Source organism: Nocardia sp. CDC519 (genome assembly GCF_059509835.1).
This window is the reverse complement of sequence record NZ_CM183377.1, coordinates 4,954,604-4,976,660: the sequence shown is the minus strand read 5'-3', so window position 1 is coordinate 4,976,660 and position 22,057 is coordinate 4,954,604. Positions and strand designations below refer to the sequence as shown.

Sequence of the window (22,057 nt, the reverse complement as noted above, 5' to 3'; positions counted from 1 at the left end):
CGCGCTCCTCGACTACGGTGGCCCCCGTGACCTTACGAGTCCTGGCAGACAGTGTTTCCAGCATCGGCACGCCGGGTGACGGTGTCCTGAGCGCCGCCACCGCCGACGTGCTCGCCTATCTCCCCAGCCCGCCGCAGGGCGTGTGGCAGGTCGGGCCCTTCCCGCTGCGGGCCTACGCGCTGTGCATCATCGCCGGCATCATCGTCGCCATCTGGTGGGGTGAGCGGCGCTGGCGCGAGCGCGGCGGACAGCAGGGCGCGGTGCTGGACGTGGCGATGTTCGCGGTTCCGTTCGGTCTCATCGGCGGCAGGCTCTACCACGTCGCCACCGACTGGCAGAAGTACTTCGGCGCCGACGGCAACCCGATGGACGCGCTGAAGATCTATCAGGGCGGCCTCGGCATCTGGGGCGCGGTCTTCCTCGGCGGTGTCGGCGCCTGGATCGGCTGCCGCGTCTACAAGATCCCGCTGCCGGCCCTCGGTGACGCCATCGCTCCGCCGATCCTGCTGGCGCAGGCCATCGGCCGCCTCGGCAACTACTTCAACCAGGAACTCTACGGTCGCGAGACCGAGGTGCCCTGGGGCCTCGAGATCTACCAGCGCTTCGACGACCAGGGCCGCCTCGACATGATGAACGGCGTCTCCACCGGCGTGGTGGAGAAGGTCGTGCACCCGACGTTCCTGTACGAATTGCTGTGGAACGTGCTGGTGGTGCTGCTGCTGGTGTACGTCGACAAACGTTTCCGCATCGGCCACGGCCGCCTGTTCGCGCTCTACGTCGCCGGCTACAGCTTCGGCCGGTTCTTCGTCGAACTCATGCGCGACGACGAGGCCACCCATATCGCGGGCATCCGCATCAACTCCTTCACCTCGGCCCTGGTCTTCCTCGCTGCCATCGCTTACTTCGTCTTCGCGACGAAGGGCCGCGAGACGCCGGCACAACTGCAGCCCGGCGCCGAACCGCGCCCGTGGCCGTGGCAGATCGGCGCCCTGCGCCGTGCCCCTGCGGCCGAGGATGCGGGAGCCGACGAGAGCGACAAGGAAACGAAGTCGCCGGAGGGCGGCTCTTCCGGTGCCGACGCGGACGAGTCGGAAGCGCCGGCCGACGCCGCGACCCGGACAGCCGAGTCCGACGCCGGCGCCGAGACGAGCACCGATGGCGACGCCGAGCCGACGCAGTCCACGGTGAAGAAGGGCGGTTAGTCCGCGCGAAGGGTCCTTTCGCCCACCTTTGATCGACATTGTCGGGCGTTGTCGCTCAGAGGCCGGCGACAGTCATGTCCGGCGGCCCGGGCTCACCGCCGATCCTTCGCGGCCGGCGGAGGACAGCGCTGGGAGCCCATGATCGGGTTCGAGCGACAACCGCGCTCCGTCCCGACAGAATGGGGGCGGTGGGGTCCGGCGCGGGCCCGCATGGTTGGGCGAAGAGGTTGAGCTGACCGGGGGGCGGCGCGAGCGCCCGGGAGACAGGAGGACGCGAGTGGCCGACAATGATCCGAACGCGCCGGGAACCGGTGGCCCGCGGTACGGCCCGCCCGGCACCGGGCCGAGTCTGCGCAAGGCCACCGATCCACCACCATCACATCCGGGCGATCAGGCCTACCCCGCCGACGGCGGTCCCGCCCGGCCGGTGACCGGCGCACAGCGACCCGCCGGGCCGCAACACACCGCAGTTTTCCCACCCATGGCGGGTGTGATGTATCCGTCGATGCCGCCGGGCACGGCCGGTCCGATGCCGTTCGGCGTGCCGGGCGGGTTCGTGATGTCCATCGGCGATATCGGCGTCTCCGAGGATTCGGTGACCACTCCGGCGGGCACGATGCCGTTGCGCGGTGCGGTCTGGACGATCACCGATATGTCGCAGACCTCGGAGAAGATTCCCACCTACGCGGTGGTGCTGGCGATCCTGCTGTTCCCGGCGTGCTTCCTCGGCCTGCTGTTTCTGCTGGTCAAGGAGAAGACCACGGTCGGCTACGTCCAGGTGACGGTCACCAGCGAGGGCCGCTACCACTCCACGATGATCCCGGCGCAGAATCAGCAGACCTTCCCGATGCTGCTGCATCAGGTGAACTACGCGCGTTCACTCAGCGCCCGGTGAGCCGGCCCGGCCCGGCGATTCCGTGCACCCACCCGGCGGCCCCGCACTGCCACGCGGCGCCTCGGCAACTGTCACGCGGCGACTCGGCGCATCCACGACGCGACCCACACCGCGGTCGGGACTAGGCTCTACTCGTGATGCGACGGACGAAGATTGTGTGCACCCTCGGACCGGCCACTGCCACCGAGGACCGTATTCGAGAACTCGTCGAGAGCGGTATGGACGTGGCGCGGCTGAACTTCAGCCACGGTGAGCACTCCGACCATGCCGACAACTACAAGAAGGTGCGGCAGGCCGCCGACCACGTCGGCCGCGCCGTCGGCATTCTCGCCGATCTACAGGGCCCCAAGATCCGCCTCGGCCGCTTCATCGAAGGCCGGACGGTGTGGGCGACGGGCGAAGAGGTGCGCATCACCGTCGAGGACTGTGACGGCACCCACGACCGCGTCTCCACCACCTACAAAGAACTCGCCGCCGACGCCAAGCCCGGCGACCGCCTGCTCGTCGACGATGGCAAGGTCGGCCTGACGGTCACCGCCGTCGACGGTAACGACGTCGTGTGCCGGGTCACCGAGGGCGGCCCGGTCAGCAACAACAAGGGCGTGTCGCTGCCCGGCATGGACGTGTCGGTGCCCGCCCTGTCCGACAAGGACATCGAAGACCTGGAATTCGCCCTGAAACTGGGCGTCGACTTCATCGCGCTGTCATTCGTGCGTTCGCCGTCGGATGTCGAGCTGGTGCACGACGTGATGGATCGCGTCGGCCGGCGGGTGCCGGTGATCGGCAAACTGGAAAAGCCCGAGGCGATCGACAACCTCGAGGCCGTCGTGCTCGCCTTCGACGCGGTCATGGTCGCGCGCGGTGACCTCGGTGTGGAGCTGCCGCTCGAGCAGGTGCCGATCGTGCAGAAGCGCGCCATCCAAATGGCAAGGGAGAACGCCAAACCCGTCATCGTGGCGACCCAGATGCTGGAGTCGATGATCGAGAACTCCCGGCCCACCCGGGCCGAGGCCTCCGATGTCGCCAACGCGGTGCTCGACGGCGCCGACGCGGTGATGCTGTCCGGTGAGACCTCGGTCGGCGCCTACCCGATCGAGACGGTGCGCACCATGGCGCGCATCGTGCACGCGGTGGAGACCGAATCCACCCGGGTGCCGCCGCTGACGCATGTGCCGCGCACCAAGCGCGGCGTCATCTCCTACGCCGCCCGCGATATCGGTGAGCGGCTCAACGCCAAGGCGCTGGTGGCCTTCACCCAGTCCGGCGATACGGTGCGCAGGCTGGCCCGCCTGCACACCCCGCTGCCGCTGCTCGCGTTCACCCCGCTGCCGGAGGTGCGCAGCCAGCTGGCCTTGACGTGGGGCACCGAAACGTTCATCGTGCCTACGGTGGACAGCACCGACGCCATGATCAAACAGGTCGATCAGGCGCTGCTGAGCATGAACCGGTACCAGAAGGGCGACCTGGTCGTCATCGTGGCCGGCTCCCCGCCCGGTACCGTCGGTTCCACCAACCTGATCCACGTGCACCGTATCGGTGAGGAGGACCATTAGAGTGAGCGTTTCGCTTGACGACTCCGTCGGCGTCGATGTGACGCGGGCGCAGCGTACCGATCTGGACGTACTGCTGGATCTGCTGGATCTGGAACAGGTCGACGAGGACGTGTTCGTCGGTCAGCACCCGGAGAAGGTGTGGAGCCGCACGTTCGGCGGGCAGCTGGTGTCGCAGGCGATCATGGCCGCGGGCCGGACGGTCGGCGACCGTCCGGTGCACGCTGTCAACGCGCATTTCGTGCGCGGCGGCGATGTGAAGAAGCCGATCGAATACCGGGTGGACCGCCACCGCGACGGTCGCTCGTTCGCCAACCGGACCGTCACCGCCAGCCAGGACGGGCAGGAACTGTTCGTCATGCTCGCCGCCTTCCAGGACTGGGGCAAGGGCCTCGAGCATGCCCACGAGCAGCCGAAGGTCCCGGATCCGGAGACGTTGCCGCGGGTGGAGGAGAGCTTCGAAGGCTTGGAGGACAAGCTGGAGATGTTCGTCAACGCCCCGCATCCGATCGATATGCGCTACACCAACGATCCGGCCTGGATCCTCAAGGGCACCGGTGAGCGGCTCAACCACAACCGGGTCTGGATGCGCGCCGACGGCATCCTGCCCGACGATCCGCTGATCCACGTCGCGACCCTCGGCTACTCCTCCGACACCACGGTGCTCGATTCGATCATCACCACCCATGGTCTGTCCTGGGGCCTGGATCGCATCGTCGCGGCGACGGTGAACCATTCCATCTGGTTCCACCGCCCGTTCCGCTTCGACGACTGGGCGCTCTACGCGACCGAATCCCCGGTGGCGGCGGGCTCGCGCGGCCTGGCCACCGGCCGCTTCTACTCCCGCAGCGGCGAACTGCTCGCGACCACGGTGCAGGAAGGGCTGATCCGCCACTTCCCGGCCCGCCGCTGATCGTGCCGGCAGGCGCCCGGGTGCCGGGCGCCTGCGCGGCTCAGATCCGTTCGATGGTGGGGTAGAGGTCGACGTCGGTGCGCTGGTGGGCGCGGATCGTCAGCGGGGTATCGGCGGTGGTGACGCTGTCGAGGCCGGCGCGCAGACGGTTCTGGAGCGCCACCATGTCGGCATCGGTCAATTCGGTGGGATCGCCCACCAGGCTCAGTGCGATTTCGTAGGTGCCGTGCCCTTCCGGCGCGGCACCGGAATGGGCTGTGCGCCAGCTGTTTTCGAATTCCCGATGCAAGGGATCGTCGGGCGCGGCGGGCAGGGTGAACCGCCAGGCGAACACATCGCGGTCTTGTAGGTGGTCGTCGAGGGCCGTTCGCACGGCATCGACGATGCGTTCGAGGTTTTCCGGTGTCACATAAACATGGAGCGAAACATCCGAAATGCGTTTCGGCATGTCTGATTCCTGTCGTGTGTGCGGAGGGCGCCACCGGGTCTAAACGTCGACGGCGGAGGTCTTTTCGCGGGAGTGTAGTCCGTAACCGCGCGGGCGTCAGGCATACCAGCCCGTGCGCTGAGCGGCCAGAAACGTTGCCAGCGGAGCGGGGCCGTGCGCCGGTTGCAGAACAAGCCCCGGATGCTCGGCATCTTCGGGCTGCGGTGCGCCGGTGTCGAGGGCCAGCAGCAGCGGCAGCAGGGCTTCGGCGATGCGGTCGCCGACGGCGCAGTAGGCGGGTTCGGACAGGCCGACCGGGTCGGCGATATTCTCCCGGCCGACCAGCGACAGATCATTGCGGGCCCGGTGCAATTCGGCGACGGTGCGCGCGCCGGTGACCTTGGCGATGCGGTGCGCCTCGAGCAGGGTGAAGGTGCGCGCCGCGGCCCCGAAAGCCATGGCGGCGGCCTGATCTCGGATCTGTTCGGTCATGGCCAGCACCAGATCCGCGCGGTCGATGTGCTCGGGTTTGAGTTTGCGGGCCCGGAAGTTGTCCGGGTCGGCGCCCAGGCCCGCGATGGTCTGCGCGGCCAGCGGCTCGACCGGGAAACCGACCAGCGCGCGGGTTCCGGCGCTTTCCGCGGTGAGCCCGGTGAGGCCGTGTTCGATCGCGATGGCGCGGGCGAGCCGTTCGGCGATGACCGAACGGCACACATTGCCATTGCAGACGAACAGGACGTGCATGCGGATACGGTAAATCGCCCGATTACCGACCAGAAGTACGAAAAGTGCAAAATCACACTCGCTCGGCCACATATTCATCTGCGCTTAGCGTCCCGTACACAATCGCCGCGCGATGTCCATTCGAGTTCGGGTGTGTCGCGAGTATTGCGCGATGCCGGCGAATCCGTTCCTATCCTACGGAATCGCCCGGATAGTAATCGGTTTCGGTCACCACCGGTGGATATGCCGCGGGTTCGCCGTGTACGCGGCCGCGGGTGGAGAACATGCGGCCGCGGCTGGCCCGGACCGGGGCGAATCGGCTGAGTCCGGTGGTGGTGCTCATGTCGTCGTACATGGCGTCGATGCCGCCGCGCAGGAAGTAGGCCTCGTGCCAGAAGCCGGTGCCGCCGGAATCCCGCAGGAATTGCTGCCACCAGTCGCGGTGCGGCGCCGATCGGGTCCATCGCTCCAGGCTGTCGAGATCACGCCAGTACTGGCGCGCACCCCAGTGCGGCGGGAACAGTGACCAGATGACGTCTTCGTGGGACAGCAGCCCGTCGGGCCGATCCCGATGAGATCGATACAGCTTCGGGCCCACCCCGAGCAGCCGCAGCATTCCGCGCGGCCTGCGTACCCGCATCCCCAGGTAGATCACCACGAGGTCCGGATACCCCGACAGATCCACCGTCGCCCTGTTCACCCGCATGCGTAACCTCCACGACGTCGTAGTGGCATACGCAGCGGAGCCGGTCGTGGTTCGAACCGCCGGGTGTGCGCTCGGATGGCCGGCATCGGCGGAATCGTCGTGTGCTCGTTGCCCGGCCCCTCGAAATGACATACCGTTCCGTTCATGACGCACGGTTCCGTTCACGACATTTCATTCCGCGGCGGCGGTCGATGACCCGCCGCGGACTCGCACTCGGGTGCGGCGGGACACTGGGATTCGCCTGGTCGGCGGCCGCACTGGCGGCCGTCGAACGAGCCATGGACTGGGATGCGCGCGAGGCCGTCGCTATCGTCGGTGCCTCGGCCGGCGCCGAAATGGGGGCGATCCTCGGCGCGGGGATCAGCGTCCGCGAGATCAACGACGCCCTGGACGGCCGCGCCACCGATGCCCGGCTGCGCGAGCACCTCGCCTACCACCCGGGAATGCTGCCGCCGCTGCCGGCTCCCCGCTGGCCCGGCTTCGGCATGACAGCCCGGCTCGTCACCGGGGACGCGCCACCACTGGTGGCCGCGGCGGGCCTGCTGCCCCGTGGCCGCGGCGACGCCTCGTGGCTGCGCACGCTCGGCGCCGCCCTGAGCAACGACGCGGGCTGGGTGGACCATCCGGCGCTGTGGATCGGCACCACCGACGTACGCACCGGCGAGCGCGTCACCCTCGGCGCACCGGGCGCACCGTCGGCGTCACTCGGCGAGGCGATCGCCGCCTCGTGGGCCATCCCCGGATGGTTTCCACCGGTCCGGATCGGCGGCCGCGACCTGATCGACGGCGGCGCGTGCTCCACCGCGTCCGCGGATCTGCTGCTCGACGCCGACGTCGACGAGGTCGTCGTGATCGCCCCGATGACCTCACACGGCGGCGCACCCGCCCGCGGTTTGTCGCGGTTGGAACGGCTCATGCGGCATGCGATGACCCAGCGGCTGAACCGGGAGGTCGAACTCCTCCGCCGCGCCGGTGTCGCCGTCGTCCGCGTCGAGCCCGGCCACGCCGAACTCGATGTCATGGGCCCCAACTTCATGGATGTCCGCAGGCGCACGGCGACCCTGGCGGCCGCACGCGCCGCCGTCCCGGCCACCATGCACCGCCCTCGCCGAACGGCGCGGAACCGCCGCGTGAGCAGTCAGGAGATCGCAAGATGAGCCGCTATCCCACGATCGACCTCGCGGGCGCTCTCGTCCTCATCACCGGCGGCGCCCGCGGCATCGGGCTGGCGACCGCGCAGGCGTTCCTGGCCCGGCGCGCACGGGTGGCGATCGGTGATATCGACGCCGGCCTCGCTCAGGAGGCGGCCGCGCAGCTCGGTGCCGGCGTGAGCGCGCACCACCTCGACGTCACCGACCCGGATTCGTTCGCCGAGTTCGTCACCGCCGCCGAGCGGACACACGACCGGCCCGTCGACGTCCTGGTGAACAACGCCGGGATCATGCCGAACGGGGCCTTCCTGGAGGGGACCGAGCGGATCGACCGGAGGATGATGGACGTCAACGTCCACGGCGTCATCACCGGCATGCGCCTGGTGCTCCCCGCCATGGTGGAGCGCGGCCGGGGCCACGTCGTCAACGTCGCGTCGCTGGCCGGAAAATTTCCGCTCAAGGGCCTTGCGGTCTACAACGCCAGTAAGTTCGCCGCGGTCGGCCTGACCGCCGCGGTGCGACTGGAAATGGCCGATACCGGCGTCAGTGTGACGGCAGTGCTACCCAGCGCGGTGCGTACCGAGTTGAGCTCGGGCATCGACCTCGGCGTACTGCCCGCCGTCGACCCCGAGGACATCGCCGCCGCGATCGTCGGGTCCGTGAAAACCCGCGCGGCGGAAATCGCCGTCCCCTCCTACGTCGGCTTCGCGACGAAAACCGTCCCCTTCATCCCCGAGCGTGTCTTCCTGACCGCCCGCAAGCTGTTCCACGACGACGCGGCCATCAACGGCGTCGACGACGACGTCCGGCGGCGCTACCTCGACCGGATCGACCGCCAGGCCGAGTAGGGGCGCCAGACCGTCCAGGAAGGACAGAGCATCACCGAGGATCGATCTCGCGCGCCACACGGTGACCGGATTCGGCGGCGCCGTCGATGTAACCCGCCCAGCGGGTGGCTGTTTCGGTGCCCGCCCAGTGCAGTGGGCCGATCGCGGGTCGCAGGGCGTGCCCGAAGCGGGTGAGGGTGCCGGGCGCGGTGAACGCGCCGTAGCAGCCGCGGCTGTATTCCTCTTCGGCCCAATCCTTTTCGATATAGTCGATCGGTGTGCGGGCCCGCGGGCCGAAGTAGCCGACCAGGTCGTCGACGACGAGCGCGCGACGGTCGGCAGGATCCAATCGTGAGCCCGCGTCGGCGTGGCGGCCCTCCAGGAAACCGACGATCACCCCGGGTGATCCGTCCGGCGGGGTGTTGTCGAACACCGTCCCGAGTGGCCGCCGGTCGCTGACGGCCTGGCCGCTCAATCCGTCAGCGCGCCAGAACGGTTCGTCGTAGACGACGTTGACTTTGATGACGCGGCCCATCGGCATCCGCTGGACGAGCTGGTCGCGGTCGCCCGGCAGGGCGGGGGAGAAGCGGATGCGCGCGGCCAGTGGCGGCGGCACCGCGATCACCGCGCGCCGCGCTCGCACCACGGCACCGCCGGCCCGGACCCGCACACCGGCCTCGTCCCAGTCGATCTCGGTCACCGGACTGTTCAGCACTACCCGGTCGCCCAGCCGGCCGGCCAGCGTCAGCGCGATCATCTGGGTCCCACCGACCACCCGATCCTGCTGGGCGCCGCCTGCGACGCCGATCATCGCATCGACCCCGCCGCCCGCGCCGAGATAGAAGCTCGCCCACAGTGCCGACATGTCCGCCGGTTCGGTGGCGAACACCGCCTCGGTGATCACCCGGAAGAATGCCCGGCCTGTCGCGGTGTGGGTGGCGCGGCGCAACCAGGTGTCGAAGGTCTGCGCATCCAGCGCCTCGGCTCGTCGCGCCCGCCAGGGTTCGATGCGCGACACCTGGCGCCCGATGCGGTCCAGTCGCCACTGTGTCTGCGCGATGTCGGCCAGGGCCAGGGGGTTCAGCGCGGGAATCCGGCCGGTGTATTCGGAGCGGACCGTGTCCAGTTCGGCGATGTGGCGGCCGGCGGTGTGCGTCGGATGCGTCTGCAAGCCCAGTTCGGTGATCAATGCCATCGCCGCATGCTGCGTCGGGCCGACCCACTGGCCGCCGACTTCGATGGGCGCGCCACCGGGCAACTCGGCGTTGAGCAGCCGCCCGCCCACCCGGTCCCGCGCCTCCAGTACCAGCACCTCGTGGCCCGCGCGCACCAGATCGCGGGCGGCGACGAGGCCGGCGATGCCCGCGCCGATGACGACGACATCCACTGACTTGTCCATCTCGATCCTCCAGAATCATGCACCGCGCATCTGACATACAGTGTGTATGTGGTAAACGTACTGTATGGCGTCGCTGCGTGACAAGCACATCGAGGACACTCGCCGGGCACTACTCGATACCGCCGCGCGATTGTTCGCGGTGCGGGAATACACCGATCTGTCCGCCGAGGAGCTCGTGCGTACCGCCGGATTGACCCGAGGCGCGCTGTATCACCACTTCGACGGCAAGAAGGGGTTGTTCGAGGCAGTCGTCGACGAACTGGAAGTCCGTGCAGCGCAACGCATCAGAGCTGCCATCGACTCCGCGACGGACCCGGCCGAACGTGTCGATCGCGGTCTGGAGGCATTCCTCGACGTCTGTGTGGAACCCGATTACCGCCATATCGTGCTGCTGCAAGCTCCGATCGCACTGGGCTGGCGGCGCTGGCGGGAAGTGGACCGGCGTCACCTGAACAGCCTGGTACTCGAGGGCGCGCGCACCCTGCTCGACGCCGGCGTGATCCAGCCGCATCCGCCGGAATTGGTGGCGAGCGCGCTGTACGGCGCGCTGACCGAGATGTCACTGACCATCGCCGAATCCGACGACGTCGAGAAGGGTCGGGCCGAAGCCGCCGCCGTGGCACGCGCTCTGTTGAGTGGCCTCGCCGCCGGGCAGTCACGGGGATGATGCTGCTCGGACTCGGTGGGGTCCGAACGCATCGCGCTCATGCGCGTCGATATCGAGGCTCGGTCGACATGAGCCGGCTCGGGCGGCTGCGCTGTGTGCCGCGCCTGCGGAAATGACGGCGTCCGTCATCGGTGCCGACATCACCGATGAATTCCTCGCGTGTCTGCCATCGATACCTCTGGATGCACCGCTTGCGGTGTGTCGGAACCAATCGATCCGGACGATGATCCGGCGGGGCAGGTGGGAGGCGCGGTGAGCGGTATCAGAGTGTTGGTGGCGGGAGCGAGCATAGCGGGGCCCGCGCTGGCCCACTGGCTGCACCGGCGTGGTGCCGCGGTGACCGTGGTGGAACGAGCCGCCGAACTGCGCCCCGGTGGCCAGGCCGTGGACGCGCGTGGTGTGACCAAGGACGTCATCCGGCGGATGGGGCTGGACTCCGCGGTTCGCGCGGCCTGCACCCAGACCGTCGGCGCACACACTGTGGACGCGGACGGGAACGTGCTGGAGACCTTCCGCGTGGACGACGACGGCGGCGACGGCTTCATCGCGGAGATCGAGATCCTGCGCGGTGACTTGTCGCAGGTGCTCTACGAGGACAGCAGTTCGTCCGCCACCTCGGCCATGTGCTGGCCTTCTTCAGCGTCCCCAATGAGTTCGGGCTCGGTACCTGGCTGCTCGAGTATCAGGAGGCCGGGCGCTCGGCCGGGCTGCGGCCGATCCGGGACGCCACCCGGGCGATGGCGATGTTCTCCTTTCCCGCGGCCGACGTCGACGTCGATTACCGCGATATCGATGCGCAGAAGCGGCTGCTGCGTGAGCGGATGGACGGCTTCGGCTGGTTGACCCCGCGCATCCTCGCGCACCTGGACGATGCCCCGGACTTCTATCTCGACCAGGTCGCCCAAGTGGTCATGGATCGCTGGTCGCGTGGGCGGGTGGGGCTGCTCGGCGACGCCGCGTTCAGTTCCTCGCCGATGTCGGGCCAGGGCACCGGGCTGGCGCTGGTCGGCGCCTACGTGCTGGCCGGCGAGTTGGCTGCTGCCGGATGGGATCCGGAAATCGGTTTCGCCCGCTACGAGGCGCGGATGCGCTCGTTCGTCGAGGCCGATCAGGAGATCGCCCGATTGAACGCTCGCAGCCGCGACGTCACCGGGACCGATGGTGAGCCGGGCCCCGATTTCACCGGGGAGTGGTTCGCCGAGTTGGTCGAGCGCGCCATCAATGGAGTCGAGCTACCCGATTACGCGGGGCTGCCGGATTCCGGAGTCCCGGCCGTTGCTGCCACCGCGCCGGCCGAGCCGTAACTCACCGGTCAGTGGCGGCCACTCGGTTGAGGAACGATCGTTCTTGACTGATCGTTCCTCAACTGGCATGCTGTGGTCATGGGAAGGCCGCGGGGTTTCGACGAGGATGAGGTGATCGCCGTGGCGGCGAGGTTGTTCGCCGAGCGGGCCTATGACGGTGTGTCGGTGGACGATCTGGTGAACCGGCTCGGCGTCCATCGCAACAGCCTGTACAAGGTGTTCGGAAGCAAGCGAGGCCTGTATCTGGCCGCGCTGCGGTGGTACGTCGAGCACCGGCTGCGTCCAGTGCTCGCACGGGTCGGCGACGAGCCGAACCTGCGCGAAACTTTGCCGGCGGCAGCCGATCTGGACTTTCTGTTGCTGGCGGCGGTCGAGCGTGCACCGGTCGATCCGGACGTCGCTCGCGAGATCGCCGCCGCCCTGGATGCGCTCGACGCGGCTGTGTCGGACGGTGCCACCCCCACCGGTGACACCGCCGCGCTGTCGGCGACGGTCCTCGGTCTGCGCCTGCGGGCCAGGGCGAGCGGAAGCCTCCTATCCCATCCGTCCGAGCGTGATCGAGAGGAATGACGTTGGCCAAGATAGCGATTCGCGAGAGAACTCTGGTCGTCGAGATGGAGGGCCTGAGCAAACTCTGGGCCCTGAAGAGCCGCCTGGAGATTCCGCTGGCCAACGTCCGCGGCGCGACCGTCGACCCCGGAGTGGTGAAGGAGTCCAAGGGCATTCGCGCCCCCGGCACCTACCTGCCCGGCGTCATCACCGCAGGCACCTTCTACACCGGGGGTGAGCGGGTGTTCTGGGACGTCCGCGACGCGAGCCGCGCCGTCGTCATCGAACTGCGCGACGAACGCTACGCCCGCCTGATCATCCAGGTCGACGACCCCCGCGCCACCGTCGACCTCATCGACCAGGCGATCCCGCCGAGCCGCCCCGACCGCTGACCCCGCCCGGGTCAGCGCGGCACGAACCCCGCGGCCGCGCTCCGCCCGGGAAGCGGATATCCCCGCGGGCGGTTGCGACGAGTGCACCGGCGTCATGGCCTGAACCGGTGCACTCTCGATCACCGATTTGCCCGGGCAGATCGCTGACCTGCTGTAGCGGTACCCGCCATCGCGGTCACCACACCCCGTCACGGACACGCCTCACGTGGTGATCCGGCCGTGTCTCGAGGCGGACGTGCGATCGACCGCGATACGCGATACTTGCGCCTCACGGCGTCTTGCGAGTCGCGCGGCCGCCCTTCGACAGCTGCACCGGCAGTTTGACGTGGCGGCTGAGCTTGGCGGCGAGCGGCGGGGTGCTGCTGACCTGCTCCTTGTAGATGACCGCCGCTCTGCCTGTGAGGTACCACCGGTTCGGCGTGTCGTCGGCATTGGTGAACTGGATGACCGCGTCCTTGCGGCCGAGGCTGACCGGCTGGTGGAAATAGCCGAAGCGTAACGGCTTCACCGGCTTGCCGCGCAGCAGCTGGTCGATGACCGAAGCGGTGTAATCGGCGGTGACAACCCCGCTTTGGCACGTGCCGTGCAACTGCCCCCACGCTTGACGGACCAGCGCGGCGTCACCGATGGCGTGAATGTCGGGGTGCGATATCGAGCGCAGGGTCGCATCGGTGACGATCAGCCCGCGCGCGTCGGTCGCGATTCCGGCCCGCGCGGCGAGCGGAGCCACCTTTACTCCGGTGGTCCACAGGATGAGGTCCGAGGCAATGGTGTCGCCGTTGTCGAGGTGCGATCCCGGTGAGGCCGCCGCCGCAAACGGTGACCGTGCCGCCGGCGGCCGCGGTCTCGGCCAGCCGCTTCGAGAAGTCGCGGGCCAAGCGGGGGTCGTCGAGCGTCCAGGCGTGCTCGGCCGCGCCGGGGACGACGCCGGTGTCGGTGGTGCTGCCGAGGGCGTAGACGAGCGTGTCGTAGTGCAGGGTGACCCCACTGTCGAGAGTGACGGTCCGCGCGGCGGTGTCGATAGCGGTAGCGGCGGCCTGGCTATTACGCCATGGCGGTGACGCGGCGGCGGCGCGACGGCATCATGGAGGTCGGGTGTGAGGTGCTCCAGACAGCGCTCTTGCAGATGAACTCCTTGAGTCGCGCGGCCGATCGGCCGGTCACCGCGGAGGATTTGGGCCGGTCGTCCGGGGTGACCCACTGCACGATGCCGTCACGCCTGCCGAGGCTGATGCACTGGGCGGAGTAACCGATCTCGTTGCGCGGCACCGCGCGGCCGGCCAAGCGGGCAGCGATGACGTCGGCGGCGTACTGAGCCGACGGGACTCCCGACGCACAGGACATGCGCAGCGGCACACCGTTTTTACCGGGTGCGAGCGCGGCGTCCCCGACGGCGTAGACATCCGGGTGCGATATCGACCGCATCGTGTCGTCGACAACGATCTGCCCGCTGCCGGACACCTCGAGGGTCGAGGCCGCGGCGATCGGGTGCGCGGCGAATCCGGCTGTCCAGACCGTGAGCTGCGATCGGATCGTTCGCCCGTCGACGGCGACCACGCCGTCACGCTCGACCCGCGTGATGTCGGTGTGCTCGTGCACGGTGATACCGAGTCTGGCGAACGCCGTGTGCAGGTGTTGCCGTGCCTTCTCGCTCAGCCACTCGCCGAGGCGGCCACGCACAGCGATGGCGACCTCGAGATCCGGTCGGGCGTCGGCGATTTCGGAGGCGGCTTCGATGCCGGTGAGCCCGCCACCGGCGATCAGCACGGTCGCTCCCGCGTCGAGGCCTGCCAGCCGATCGCGCACCCGCAGCGCCGATTGCTTACCGGCGATATCGAGCGCGTATTCGGCTACTCCGGGCACGCCGCCGTGTGCTGCGGCGCTGCCGAGGGCGTAGACGAGGGTGTCGTAGGTCATGGCGCGATCGCCGTCGGCATCGGCGAGGGTGACGGTCTTGCGGTCGGCGTCGACCGCCTGGACCCGCGCCACCAGCACGCGCACACCGGTACCGGCGAACACATCGGTCAGCGAACGGCGGCGAAGCCGCTGACCGGTCGCGACCTGATGCATGCGAATCCGCTCGACGAACTCGGAGTCGGCGTTGACGAGGGTGATGTCGACGTCGGCGGGGTGCAGCCGCCGGGCGAGGCGGCCGGCGGCGTTGGCTCCGGCGTAGCCGGCGCCGAGGACGACGATGCGGTGCTTCATGGTCTTGCTCCTGTCTGGCGGTGGTGTTCGGTCCCTGAACCGGACAGCAGCGCGAAATCTGACAGGAAGCAGACTGTGAGCTACATCACCAACCCTGGGTGAGGGGTTCGGCGTGCCCAGCTGCCGCCCAATGCCGGGTCGCGCGTTCGAGCTTGGTGGGATTGCCCTGGGTGTGGACGGAAGCGATACCGTCGGTGGTCAGCTCCAGGCTGATGATGCCGACGATGCGCTCGCCGACGGTGATCACCAGCGCGGGCATGCCGTTGGCCATCCCGGCGAAGATGTCGGCGCGGCCTCCGATCATGGCCCATTTGCCCTCGCTGGGTTCGAAGAGACGGCGCAAGAACCGCGCCACCCGCAACGCACCGGTCACCGGCTCCGGCAGCGAGAAGACGATGCCGCCACCATCGCCGATGCTGATCGCGTCGTCGGCGAGCATCCGCACCAGCGCGTCGATATCGCCGCTGAGCGAAGCGGTGAGAAACTCCTCGACAACCTTCCGCGCGGCGGTCTCGTCGACCTCCCGGCGCGTCTTGCCGTTGACCAGGTGCTGTTTGGCACGCCGGTAGATCTGTGTGCAGTTGGCCTCGGTGATCTCCAGGATCTCGGCGATCTCGCTGTGCGGGTAACCGAATGCCTCACGCAGCACGTAGACGACGCGCTCTCTGGCCGAGAGCTTTTCCATGAGCGTGAGCATGGCGATCGACACCGATTCGCGCTGCTCGACCGTATCGGCCGGACCCGCCATCCGGTCGCCTGCCAAGACCGGCTCGGGCAGCCACTGGCCGACATAGGCTTCACGGCGCGCCCGCGCCGAGGTGAGCTGGTTGAGGCAGATGTTGGTGAGCACCTTGGTCAGCCACGCCTGTGGTGTTTCCACCGCGTCATGATCGGCGGCGTGCCAGCGCACGAACGTGTCCTGCACCGCGTCCTCGGCGTCGCCGGCCGACCCGAGTAGCCGGTACGCGATCGCCTCCAAGCGAGGCCGGAAATCCTCGAATACGGCTACTTCCCGCACGCCAACTGCCATGGATCGACGATAACCGCAGGGGCGTTCCCGGCATCGGATTCGGTTCTCCCGGTGGAATCCAGCGGGGGCGTATCGGCCCGCAATGGCATCCGGCCGGGCTACCATCCGGCTGGTGATCAAAGCGGCGGCCCTGACGGCAGGCCACTGCCCTCGATCTACGCCAACAAGTCGCTCGAATCGGTGACGATGTGGTTTCTGCGCGGGCCGCTGGGCAGGCGCATGCTCGCCGGCCGGACCCGACGCAATATCGCGACCCAGCTGAACAGCGGTGTCACCACGCTGCGCAGCGTCGGCGACGTGGCCTACGAGGTGGTGGCCGAACGCGACGCGATCGAGCGGGGCGAACGCATCGGTTCAAGGTATCGGCCACCGCCGGCGTCACCGATGTGGTGCGGGTCGGTTCCGCCGGGAAGCCCGAAATGACCGAAGCCCAGATCGCGGCCGTGTGCGAAGAAGCCCACGGCGCGGGGATGACCCAGGAAATGATCGAGCTCTACACCGATAAGCCGCGCTCGCTGCGCGGTTTCTCGGCGGTGATCCCGACCCTGCTGGCGGGTGTGCCGCTGGTGAAGCTGGACCGCTCGGTCACCAAGATCGACGATGTGGTGCACGCTGATGCCGAAGGCGTCGAGTCGTTGGTGGAGTAGGGGTGTCGCCGTTCCGGCGAGACCGAGCTTGCTGGCCGTACCTGTCTCGTTCCCGACGGATGTCGCCACCGTTGCTGCGGACTCGGTCCAAGTCGGGACTGAATGTGATCAGCGCCGGGTCGACATCGGGATCGCAGGTTCCGGGTATGTGCAGAACGGTGCCGGTTCGGATACCTCGATGGTGCGCAGGGAGGTCGAGCTGCCTCGGCAGTCAGGCGCGGGCGGGCAGCAGTTCGGCGATGAGTGCCTCCACGCGTGACTTGATCTCGTCGCGGATCGGGCGCACCGATTCCACGCCCTTGCCTGCTGGGTCTTCGAGAACCCAGTCGCGGTAGCTTGTGCCGGGAAACACCGGGCAGGTGTCGCCGCAGCCCATGGTGATGACGACATCGGAGGCTTCGACGGCGTCGTAGGTCAGGATCTTCGGTGTCTGCGCGGAGATGTCGATCCCGAGTTCGGCCATCGCCTCGACCGCGGCGGGATTGATCGAATCGGCCGGGGCGCTGCCGGCCGAGCGGACCTCGATGTCGTCTCCCGCCAGCGCGGTGAGGAATCCGGCGGCCATCTGGGAGCGGCCTGCGTTGTGCACGCAGACGAACAGGACGCTGGGCTTTTTCGCCATGGGGGAGTGTGCCTTTCGGGTCAGCGAGGGTGTTCGGTTTGTCAGGGTGCGGCTGGCGGGTGCGCCGCAATCGACGTGGGCCTGCCGGCCGAGCGGAACCGTGTGCGCAATGCCAGCGACACATACACGAGCCCGACCAGGACGGGGACCTCGATGAGCGGTCCGACGACGCCGGCGAGCGCTTGGCCGGAGGCGGCGCCGTAGGTGGCGATGGCGACCGCGATGGCGAGTTCGAAGTTGTTGCCCGCGGCGGTGAAAGCGAGGGTGGTGGTGCGTTCGTAACCGAGGCCCATGACGGCGCCGAGGAGGTAGCCGCCGCCCCACATGATCGCGAAGTAGGCCAGCAGCGGGACGGCGATGCGAACCACGTCCAACGGGCGGGAGGTGATCTGCTCGCCCTGGAGCGCGAACAAGATGACGATCGTGAACAGCAGCCCGTACAGTGCCCACGGACCGATGCGGGGGATCAGGGTGGATTCGTACCAGTCGCGGCCCTTGGCCTTCTCGCCGAAATGGCGGGTGAGGAATCCGGCCAGCAGCGGGATGCCGAGGAAGATCAGCACGGATTTCGCGATCTGCCATGGCGACGCGTCGATGGTGGCCTGTTCGAGGCCGAGCCAGCCGGGCAGGATCGACAGATAGAACCAGCCGAGCCCGGCGAACATGATCACCTGGAAGATCGAGTTCAGCGCGACGAGGACCGCGGCGGCCTCCCGGTCACCGCAGGCGAGGTCGTTCCAGATGATGACCATAGCGATACAGCGGGCAAGCCCGACGATGATCAACCCGGTCCGGTATTCCGGCAGATCCGGCAGCAGCAGCCAGGCCAGCGCGAACATCAGCGCCGGACCGAGCACCCAGTTCAGGATCAGGGATCCGAGCAGCAGTTTGCGATCTCCGGTGACGGTGTCGAGCCGGTCGTAGCGGACCTTCGCCAGCACCGGGTACATCATGATCAGCAGCCCGAGCGCGATCGGCAGCGAGATCCCGTCGATCTCCACTGCGCTCAGCGCATCGCCGAGGCCGGGAATCATCCGGCCGAGCAACAGCCCGGCGACCATGGCCGCGCCGATCCACAGGGGTAGGAAGCGGTCGAGGGTGGACAGCTTGCCGACCACCGGGGTCGGTGTCTCGGTGGTGACGCTCACGCGCGTACCTCCGCGGCGCCGCTTTCCACGAGCAGCACATCCGACAGTCGCTGCAAGGCTTGCGGAACCACGCGGTAATACACCCAGGACGCCCGGCGTTCGCTGGTGATCAGACCGGCCTCACGCAGCACCTTCAGGTGATGCGAGATCGTCGGCTGGCTCAGATCGATCCCTTCGGACAGGTCGCACACGCAGGCCTCACCGTCGCGCCGGGAGGCGATCGTGCTCAGCAGCCGCAGCCGCATCGGGTCCGACAGCGCCTTGAACACCACCGCCAACTCGGCAGCGGTCTCGGCATCCACTGGTTCACGCACAATCGGCGCGCACACGCAGTCCGCCGCGAGCAACCCTGGTTTAGACATGCATCGATATTGACAGTTATCGAAATGGTCGGCAAGCGAACTTCCGGTGAACGGTTGCGCGGATCGCAGGACCGGACTGTGCGGGCGGTTGACCGCCCGATCCGGATCGCCGAGTTCGACCGGTTCTTCGTCGGCGATGTGCGCGCCGGTCACCGGCCGGGCCCGGAGCTGACCGCTGTGCGTGACACCCTGCGTGCGGCGCTGGCGGCCGGCTGCGATGACCTGCTCGGATGTAGCGAAAGCCCTGATTGCCCGGTGCCGTTCACAGACCGGAGGGAAGGGCCCGCGGTCGTGCCGAGTAGGGGACAATGTCCTACCTCCGTCGGCAAGGGCCTCTCGTTCGGGCATGGGGGCGGCAGTGTCGATGACTATCCGGCACGTCCATGGCGCTCGGCCCGCCGCCTAGGCTGACCGGCTGTGACTGTTGCGCGTTCGGTGCTGTTGTTCGTCTTGGCGGCTGTCGCTGAAATCGGCGGAGCCTGGTTGGTCTGGCAGGGCGTGCGCGAGCACCGCGGCTGGGCCTGGATCGGTGCGGGCGTCATCGCGCTTGGCGTCTACGGTTTCGTCGCCACGTTGCAGCCCGATGCGAATTTCGGACGCATCCTCGCCGCCTACGGAGGGGTATTCGTCGCCGGATCGCTCGCTTGGGGTATGGCCTTCGACGGCTTCCGCCCCGACCGCTGGGACATGATCGGTGCCGGCATCTGCCTGATCGGGGTCGCGGTCATCATGTACGCACCACGCCCGGCCTGACTCGGCCCGTCGCTTCTGCGGTCGACACAGGTTGTCCTACTGGCGTCTTTCGGCATCCGGGCGGAATCGGGCAGCCCACCGCCTTCCCCGACGACATCACCGTCGGGCGTATGACCGAGAGCGATTGGAAGCCGTGCGCGAGATCCACACTGACGGCATCGCGACGGGCGAGGCCGGCTTCCACACCGAAACTCCCAGCGGCGCACCCGTCGCCAAGGCGTGGCTACCCGACCGCCGATGGATCGCCGAAATCGACGGCACCATCGCCGGATTCGCGGCCGCAGCCCCGATCTCGACGCATACCGCGGCTTGGCCGAGACGATCGTCTACGTCGCTGACGGCCAACGGGGACGAGGTGTGGGAACGCCTTCGCTGGCGACCATCCGGAGGCATCGCAGCGGTATGGGTGAACGCTCGGCACCATCCTCGCCCGCGCCCGAGCATCGCTGAATGCCGCGGCGACGGCGATCGACTACATCGCATGGCCGACGCGACGACTGATTTCGGAAGTATCCGGGTAACTCACCGGGTGCGCCCAGAACTCGCGGGAGCCCAGGTTCACCGTGGTGGGGCCCTCACTGCCGGGAAGGGCCACTAAGAGGGGGTCCGGGGCGGAGCCCGCCGGGCGGGGTCTGGGGGGGGGTGCACCCCCGGAAAACACGACGAACATCCCCGTTGGTGAGCGCTTTCCGCGAACAGGGGTGGGCGAAGGGATGTGAGTGCCGAGTGTGGGACTCGAACCCACACGTCCGTGAGGACAACGGTTTTTGAGACCGTCGCTTTCGACGTTTGCAGTGATGGGGGAGTGTTGGCCCCGACGGTGATATCGCGCTGACCAGCGAATGTGTTCGTTGGTGTCGTTGGGTGTCATGGACGCGCTCAGGCACTGCTGCGGACTGATTGCGGACCGAACCGCGTACGGAACGGTTTCGGCCACGGTCGAATCCGTGGGCGAGGCGCCTCGGGAGGATGCGATTGTGCACTGCCCAGATATCAAGCCCATACCCATCGAAGGTGCCGGTGCGAGTAGGGCGCCTCCGGGGGTGAATTCGACAGACCATCACCGGTTTCGATCCACGGCCTGGGCGGCGTTGATGTCGCAGCAGAACAGCTTGGTCGCCGCCATGCGTAGCGCGGTGGCGCAGGAAAGCATAGACGCGATCGGTCCGGACATGGTCACCTCTTCGCGGGTCTTGGGATGCAGGGCTTCTGCACGTTCATGCTCACGAACTGGTGCCGCTCGTCGACCGCTGGCATGAACAGTACGCTGCGGACCATCCTGCCTCAGGCTGATACGGCATAAGCCAGATCTTCACTGGCAGCGGCTGCAACGGGTGGGCGCTGCTCGGAGGGGTTGCGCGGGGCTGTGTTTGCTATTTCAGCGGGTATGCGGCATCTTTTACGGCCAGGAGAGCCGGGAAGTCTGGTCGGCGTGCCTGGCCCCATCCGGGGTCGGGACCGACGTCGACGAAAGATGACTTGCACTGATGAGCTCACCTCCTTCCCGGCAACGGCCCGCGCTGTTGGCATCGAGGACCCTGGCCGGAAGCACGACAGATCACCGCGATCCTGCTCATCGACGCCCGTTGCCGCGCGCTTCTGCTGATTGCCGCGGTCATCAGATTGATCTGGGCCGGGTGAGCCGATGAGGTCGGCTTACCTCAACGCACCCAGTCGTGAACTGATCCGTCTGTGGTGCAACACCCAGTTGCAGGACTCGGGCATCTCTCACCGGCAGTGGAGCATTACGACCTCGGCCGGGCTGACTAGTGTCGTGGAACTCGGCCACGCACGCGAGCCGGAGCCCGCAATCGTGGTCGTCCCAGGAACGAATATGAACACCGCGGCCTCACTGCCATTCCTGGCGGAATTGGCCTCGCGGCGCCGAATCATCGCCCTGGACATGCCAGGCCAACCTGGACTCAGCGCGTCGCAGCGGCCGAGCAGGGACCGGATGACCTGGTACGGCCGGTGGCTCGGCGAGACGCTGGAGCAAACCGTGCCCGATAGGGCCGTGCTACTCGGCCACTCGCTGGGCGGCGCGATAGCGCTGGCCTGCTCGTCGCAGCGGATCGCTGGGCGCGTACTGGTCGCGCCCGCCGGGCTCGTGCGTCTGGCGGTGCCGCCCCGCCTGTTAACGGCCACCCTCCGCTGGCTCGCCGCCCCGTCCTACACCAGCACGGGTCGACTTCTGCAGCTGATGACGAGCCCGACACGCGGTGCCACACCGGACCTGGTCGTATGGATGACCTTGGTCGCCCGGTACTGCCGGACCACCCTGGCGCCAGCGCCTTTGAGCCCGCAACTACTCGCCGGCTGTCGGTCGGTTCCGACCGTGGTCGCCACTGGCTCCCACGACATCTTCTTGCCGCCGCAGCGCCTTCGCCCTGCCGTCAGCGAACATCTGGGTACCGAGCTACGGGTGATCGCAGACTGTGGACACTTGGCCCTCGACGACCATCCGACCCGCGTCGCCGATCTCGTTGATGAACTTGCCGCAAGCATCTGACGCCATGGTCGGGTCATGCTACGGCAAAATCGTCGTCGGTGCCGCGATCGCGTTACTGAATCAGCTGCGGGAT

25 protein-coding genes and 1 pseudogene are annotated in these 22,057 nt (G+C 68.0%); 15 read left to right on the top strand and 11 right to left on the bottom strand.

The features are described 5' to 3' along the window. Positions 1-86: 86 nt before the first annotated feature. The 4 genes from lgt (at position 87) to AC5W7N_RS22390 (ending at position 4,560) form a co-directional block, all read left to right on the top strand. Positions 87-1,202, top strand: coding sequence for a prolipoprotein diacylglyceryl transferase (lgt, locus tag AC5W7N_RS22405; RefSeq protein ID WP_228816091.1), 1,116 nt, complete (start codon positions 87-89; stop codon positions 1,200-1,202). Positions 1,203-1,479: 277 nt separating this feature from the next. Then, positions 1,480-2,097, top strand: coding sequence for a hypothetical protein (locus AC5W7N_RS22400; protein WP_195021006.1), 618 nt, complete (start codon positions 1,480-1,482; stop codon positions 2,095-2,097). Between the two features lie 134 nt (positions 2,098-2,231). Continuing rightward, entirely contained in the window at positions 2,232-3,650 is a 1,419-nt protein-coding gene (pyk, locus tag AC5W7N_RS22395) for a pyruvate kinase (RefSeq protein WP_175585991.1), read from the top strand. Between the two features lies 1 nt (position 3,651). After that, a complete protein-coding gene (locus AC5W7N_RS22390) occupies positions 3,652-4,560 on the top strand; it encodes an acyl-CoA thioesterase (protein WP_375139421.1) in 909 nt (302 codons plus the stop codon). 40 nt (positions 4,561-4,600) lie between these two features. Here the strand turns inward: AC5W7N_RS22390 and AC5W7N_RS22385 are convergent, their stop codons facing one another. From AC5W7N_RS22385 to AC5W7N_RS22375, 3 genes are all read right to left on the bottom strand, one after another. Next, complete coding sequence (locus AC5W7N_RS22385; protein ID WP_163816261.1) at positions 4,601-5,008, bottom strand: hypothetical protein; 408 nt, start codon at positions 5,006-5,008, stop codon at positions 4,601-4,603. A 96-nt stretch (positions 5,009-5,104) separates the two neighbouring features. Then, the gene (locus tag AC5W7N_RS22380) at positions 5,105-5,731 is read right to left on the bottom strand and encodes an arsenate reductase/protein-tyrosine-phosphatase family protein (RefSeq protein WP_163816263.1); all 627 of its coding nucleotides are present in this window, start codon (positions 5,729-5,731) and stop codon (positions 5,105-5,107) included. A 169-nt stretch (positions 5,732-5,900) separates the two neighbouring features. Beyond that, positions 5,901-6,416 carry a monooxygenase family protein gene (locus AC5W7N_RS22375; protein WP_163816265.1) on the bottom strand — a complete coding sequence of 172 codons (516 nt, stop codon included), beginning with the start codon at positions 6,414-6,416 and terminating at the stop codon, positions 5,901-5,903. Between the two features lie 191 nt (positions 6,417-6,607). On the opposite strand from AC5W7N_RS22375, the gene AC5W7N_RS22370 reads away from it, so the two are divergent. Beyond that, positions 6,608-7,573: a patatin-like phospholipase family protein gene (locus AC5W7N_RS22370; RefSeq protein WP_195021005.1), complete on the top strand. Its 966-nt coding sequence runs from the start codon at positions 6,608-6,610 to the stop codon at positions 7,571-7,573. Then, positions 7,570-8,415, top strand: coding sequence for an SDR family oxidoreductase (locus tag AC5W7N_RS22365; RefSeq protein ID WP_194992632.1), 846 nt, complete (start codon positions 7,570-7,572; stop codon positions 8,413-8,415). Before AC5W7N_RS22370 ends, AC5W7N_RS22365 begins: the two co-directional genes overlap by 4 nt. Before the next feature lie 31 nt (positions 8,416-8,446). On the opposite strand, the gene AC5W7N_RS22360 is transcribed toward AC5W7N_RS22365, so the two are convergent. Beyond that, positions 8,447-9,793 (bottom strand): flavin monoamine oxidase family protein, encoded by a 1,347-nt coding sequence (locus tag AC5W7N_RS22360; RefSeq protein WP_195021004.1) that lies wholly within the window; start codon positions 9,791-9,793, stop codon positions 8,447-8,449. A gap of 64 nt (positions 9,794-9,857) precedes the next feature. On the opposite strand from AC5W7N_RS22360, the gene AC5W7N_RS22355 reads away from it, so the two are divergent. The 5 genes and pseudogenes from AC5W7N_RS22355 to AC5W7N_RS22335 all read left to right on the top strand — a co-directional run bounded on the left by AC5W7N_RS22355 (position 9,858) and on the right by AC5W7N_RS22335 (position 12,705). Further along, positions 9,858-10,460 carry a TetR/AcrR family transcriptional regulator gene (locus tag AC5W7N_RS22355; protein WP_195021003.1) on the top strand — a complete coding sequence of 201 codons (603 nt, stop codon included), beginning with the start codon at positions 9,858-9,860 and terminating at the stop codon, positions 10,458-10,460. A gap of 159 nt (positions 10,461-10,619) precedes the next feature. Further along, positions 10,620-10,880 (top strand): annotated as a pseudogene (locus tag AC5W7N_RS22350) (NAD-binding protein); the annotation flags it as partial. Between the two features lie 203 nt (positions 10,881-11,083). Continuing rightward, on the top strand, positions 11,084-11,764 hold the full coding sequence (locus tag AC5W7N_RS22345) for an FAD-dependent monooxygenase (RefSeq protein WP_324197420.1): 681 nt from the start codon (positions 11,084-11,086) through the stop codon (positions 11,762-11,764). 78 nt (positions 11,765-11,842) lie between these two features. After that, positions 11,843-12,334: a TetR/AcrR family transcriptional regulator gene (locus tag AC5W7N_RS22340; RefSeq protein WP_195021002.1), complete on the top strand. Its 492-nt coding sequence runs from the start codon at positions 11,843-11,845 to the stop codon at positions 12,332-12,334. Then, on the top strand, positions 12,331-12,705 hold the full coding sequence (locus tag AC5W7N_RS22335; protein WP_195021001.1) for a hypothetical protein: 375 nt from the start codon (positions 12,331-12,333) through the stop codon (positions 12,703-12,705). Before AC5W7N_RS22340 ends, AC5W7N_RS22335 begins: the two co-directional genes overlap by 4 nt. Positions 12,706-12,973: 268 nt before the next feature. On the opposite strand, the gene AC5W7N_RS22330 is transcribed toward AC5W7N_RS22335, so the two are convergent. The 4 genes from AC5W7N_RS22330 to sigJ form a co-directional block, all read right to left on the bottom strand. Further along, positions 12,974-13,435, bottom strand: a complete 462-nt coding sequence (locus tag AC5W7N_RS22330) for a hypothetical protein (protein ID WP_495922102.1) — start codon at positions 13,433-13,435, stop codon at positions 12,974-12,976. Continuing rightward, positions 13,326-13,682: a hypothetical protein gene (locus AC5W7N_RS22325; RefSeq protein ID WP_495924173.1), complete on the bottom strand. Its 357-nt coding sequence runs from the start codon at positions 13,680-13,682 to the stop codon at positions 13,326-13,328. Before AC5W7N_RS22325 ends, AC5W7N_RS22330 begins: the two co-directional genes overlap by 110 nt. A 67-nt stretch (positions 13,683-13,749) precedes the next feature. Further along, positions 13,750-14,913 (bottom strand): NAD(P)/FAD-dependent oxidoreductase, encoded by a 1,164-nt coding sequence (locus AC5W7N_RS22320; protein WP_163816278.1) that lies wholly within the window; start codon positions 14,911-14,913, stop codon positions 13,750-13,752. Between the two features lie 85 nt (positions 14,914-14,998). After that, positions 14,999-15,943 carry an RNA polymerase sigma factor SigJ gene (sigJ, locus tag AC5W7N_RS22315; RefSeq protein ID WP_495922101.1) on the bottom strand — a complete coding sequence of 315 codons (945 nt, stop codon included), beginning with the start codon at positions 15,941-15,943 and terminating at the stop codon, positions 14,999-15,001. A 51-nt stretch (positions 15,944-15,994) separates the two neighbouring features. On the opposite strand from sigJ, the gene AC5W7N_RS22310 reads away from it, so the two are divergent. Both AC5W7N_RS22310 and AC5W7N_RS22305 read left to right on the top strand, forming a co-directional pair. After that, on the top strand, positions 15,995-16,366 hold the full coding sequence (locus AC5W7N_RS22310; protein WP_495922100.1) for a hypothetical protein: 372 nt from the start codon (positions 15,995-15,997) through the stop codon (positions 16,364-16,366). After that, the gene (locus AC5W7N_RS22305; protein ID WP_495922099.1) at positions 16,363-16,590 is read left to right on the top strand and encodes a hypothetical protein; all 228 of its coding nucleotides are present in this window, start codon (positions 16,363-16,365) and stop codon (positions 16,588-16,590) included. Before AC5W7N_RS22310 ends, AC5W7N_RS22305 begins: the two co-directional genes overlap by 4 nt. Positions 16,591-16,801: 211 nt before the next feature. Here the strand turns inward: AC5W7N_RS22305 and AC5W7N_RS22300 are convergent, their stop codons facing one another. From AC5W7N_RS22300 to AC5W7N_RS22290, 3 genes are read right to left on the bottom strand one after another with little or no spacing between them, the layout of a single operon-like run. After that, positions 16,802-17,212 (bottom strand): arsenate reductase ArsC, encoded by a 411-nt coding sequence (locus AC5W7N_RS22300; protein ID WP_163816284.1) that lies wholly within the window; start codon positions 17,210-17,212, stop codon positions 16,802-16,804. 41 nt (positions 17,213-17,253) lie between these two features. Further along, on the bottom strand, positions 17,254-18,360 hold the full coding sequence (gene arsB / locus AC5W7N_RS22295) for an ACR3 family arsenite efflux transporter (RefSeq protein ID WP_195007306.1): 1,107 nt from the start codon (positions 18,358-18,360) through the stop codon (positions 17,254-17,256). Continuing rightward, positions 18,357-18,722, bottom strand: coding sequence for an ArsR/SmtB family transcription factor (locus AC5W7N_RS22290; protein WP_163816288.1), 366 nt, complete (start codon positions 18,720-18,722; stop codon positions 18,357-18,359). Before AC5W7N_RS22290 ends, arsB begins: the two co-directional genes overlap by 4 nt. A gap of 417 nt (positions 18,723-19,139) precedes the next feature. Here AC5W7N_RS22290 and AC5W7N_RS22285 point away from each other — a divergent pair, with 417 nt between their 5' ends. Together AC5W7N_RS22285 and AC5W7N_RS22280 are read left to right on the top strand one after the other, a co-directional pair. Continuing rightward, complete coding sequence (locus AC5W7N_RS22285; RefSeq protein ID WP_163816290.1) at positions 19,140-19,475, top strand: YnfA family protein; 336 nt, start codon at positions 19,140-19,142, stop codon at positions 19,473-19,475. A 1,834-nt stretch (positions 19,476-21,309) separates the two neighbouring features. Further along, on the top strand, positions 21,310-21,984 hold the full coding sequence (locus AC5W7N_RS22280; protein WP_228821636.1) for an alpha/beta fold hydrolase: 675 nt from the start codon (positions 21,310-21,312) through the stop codon (positions 21,982-21,984). Positions 21,985-22,057 lie beyond the last annotated feature (73 nt).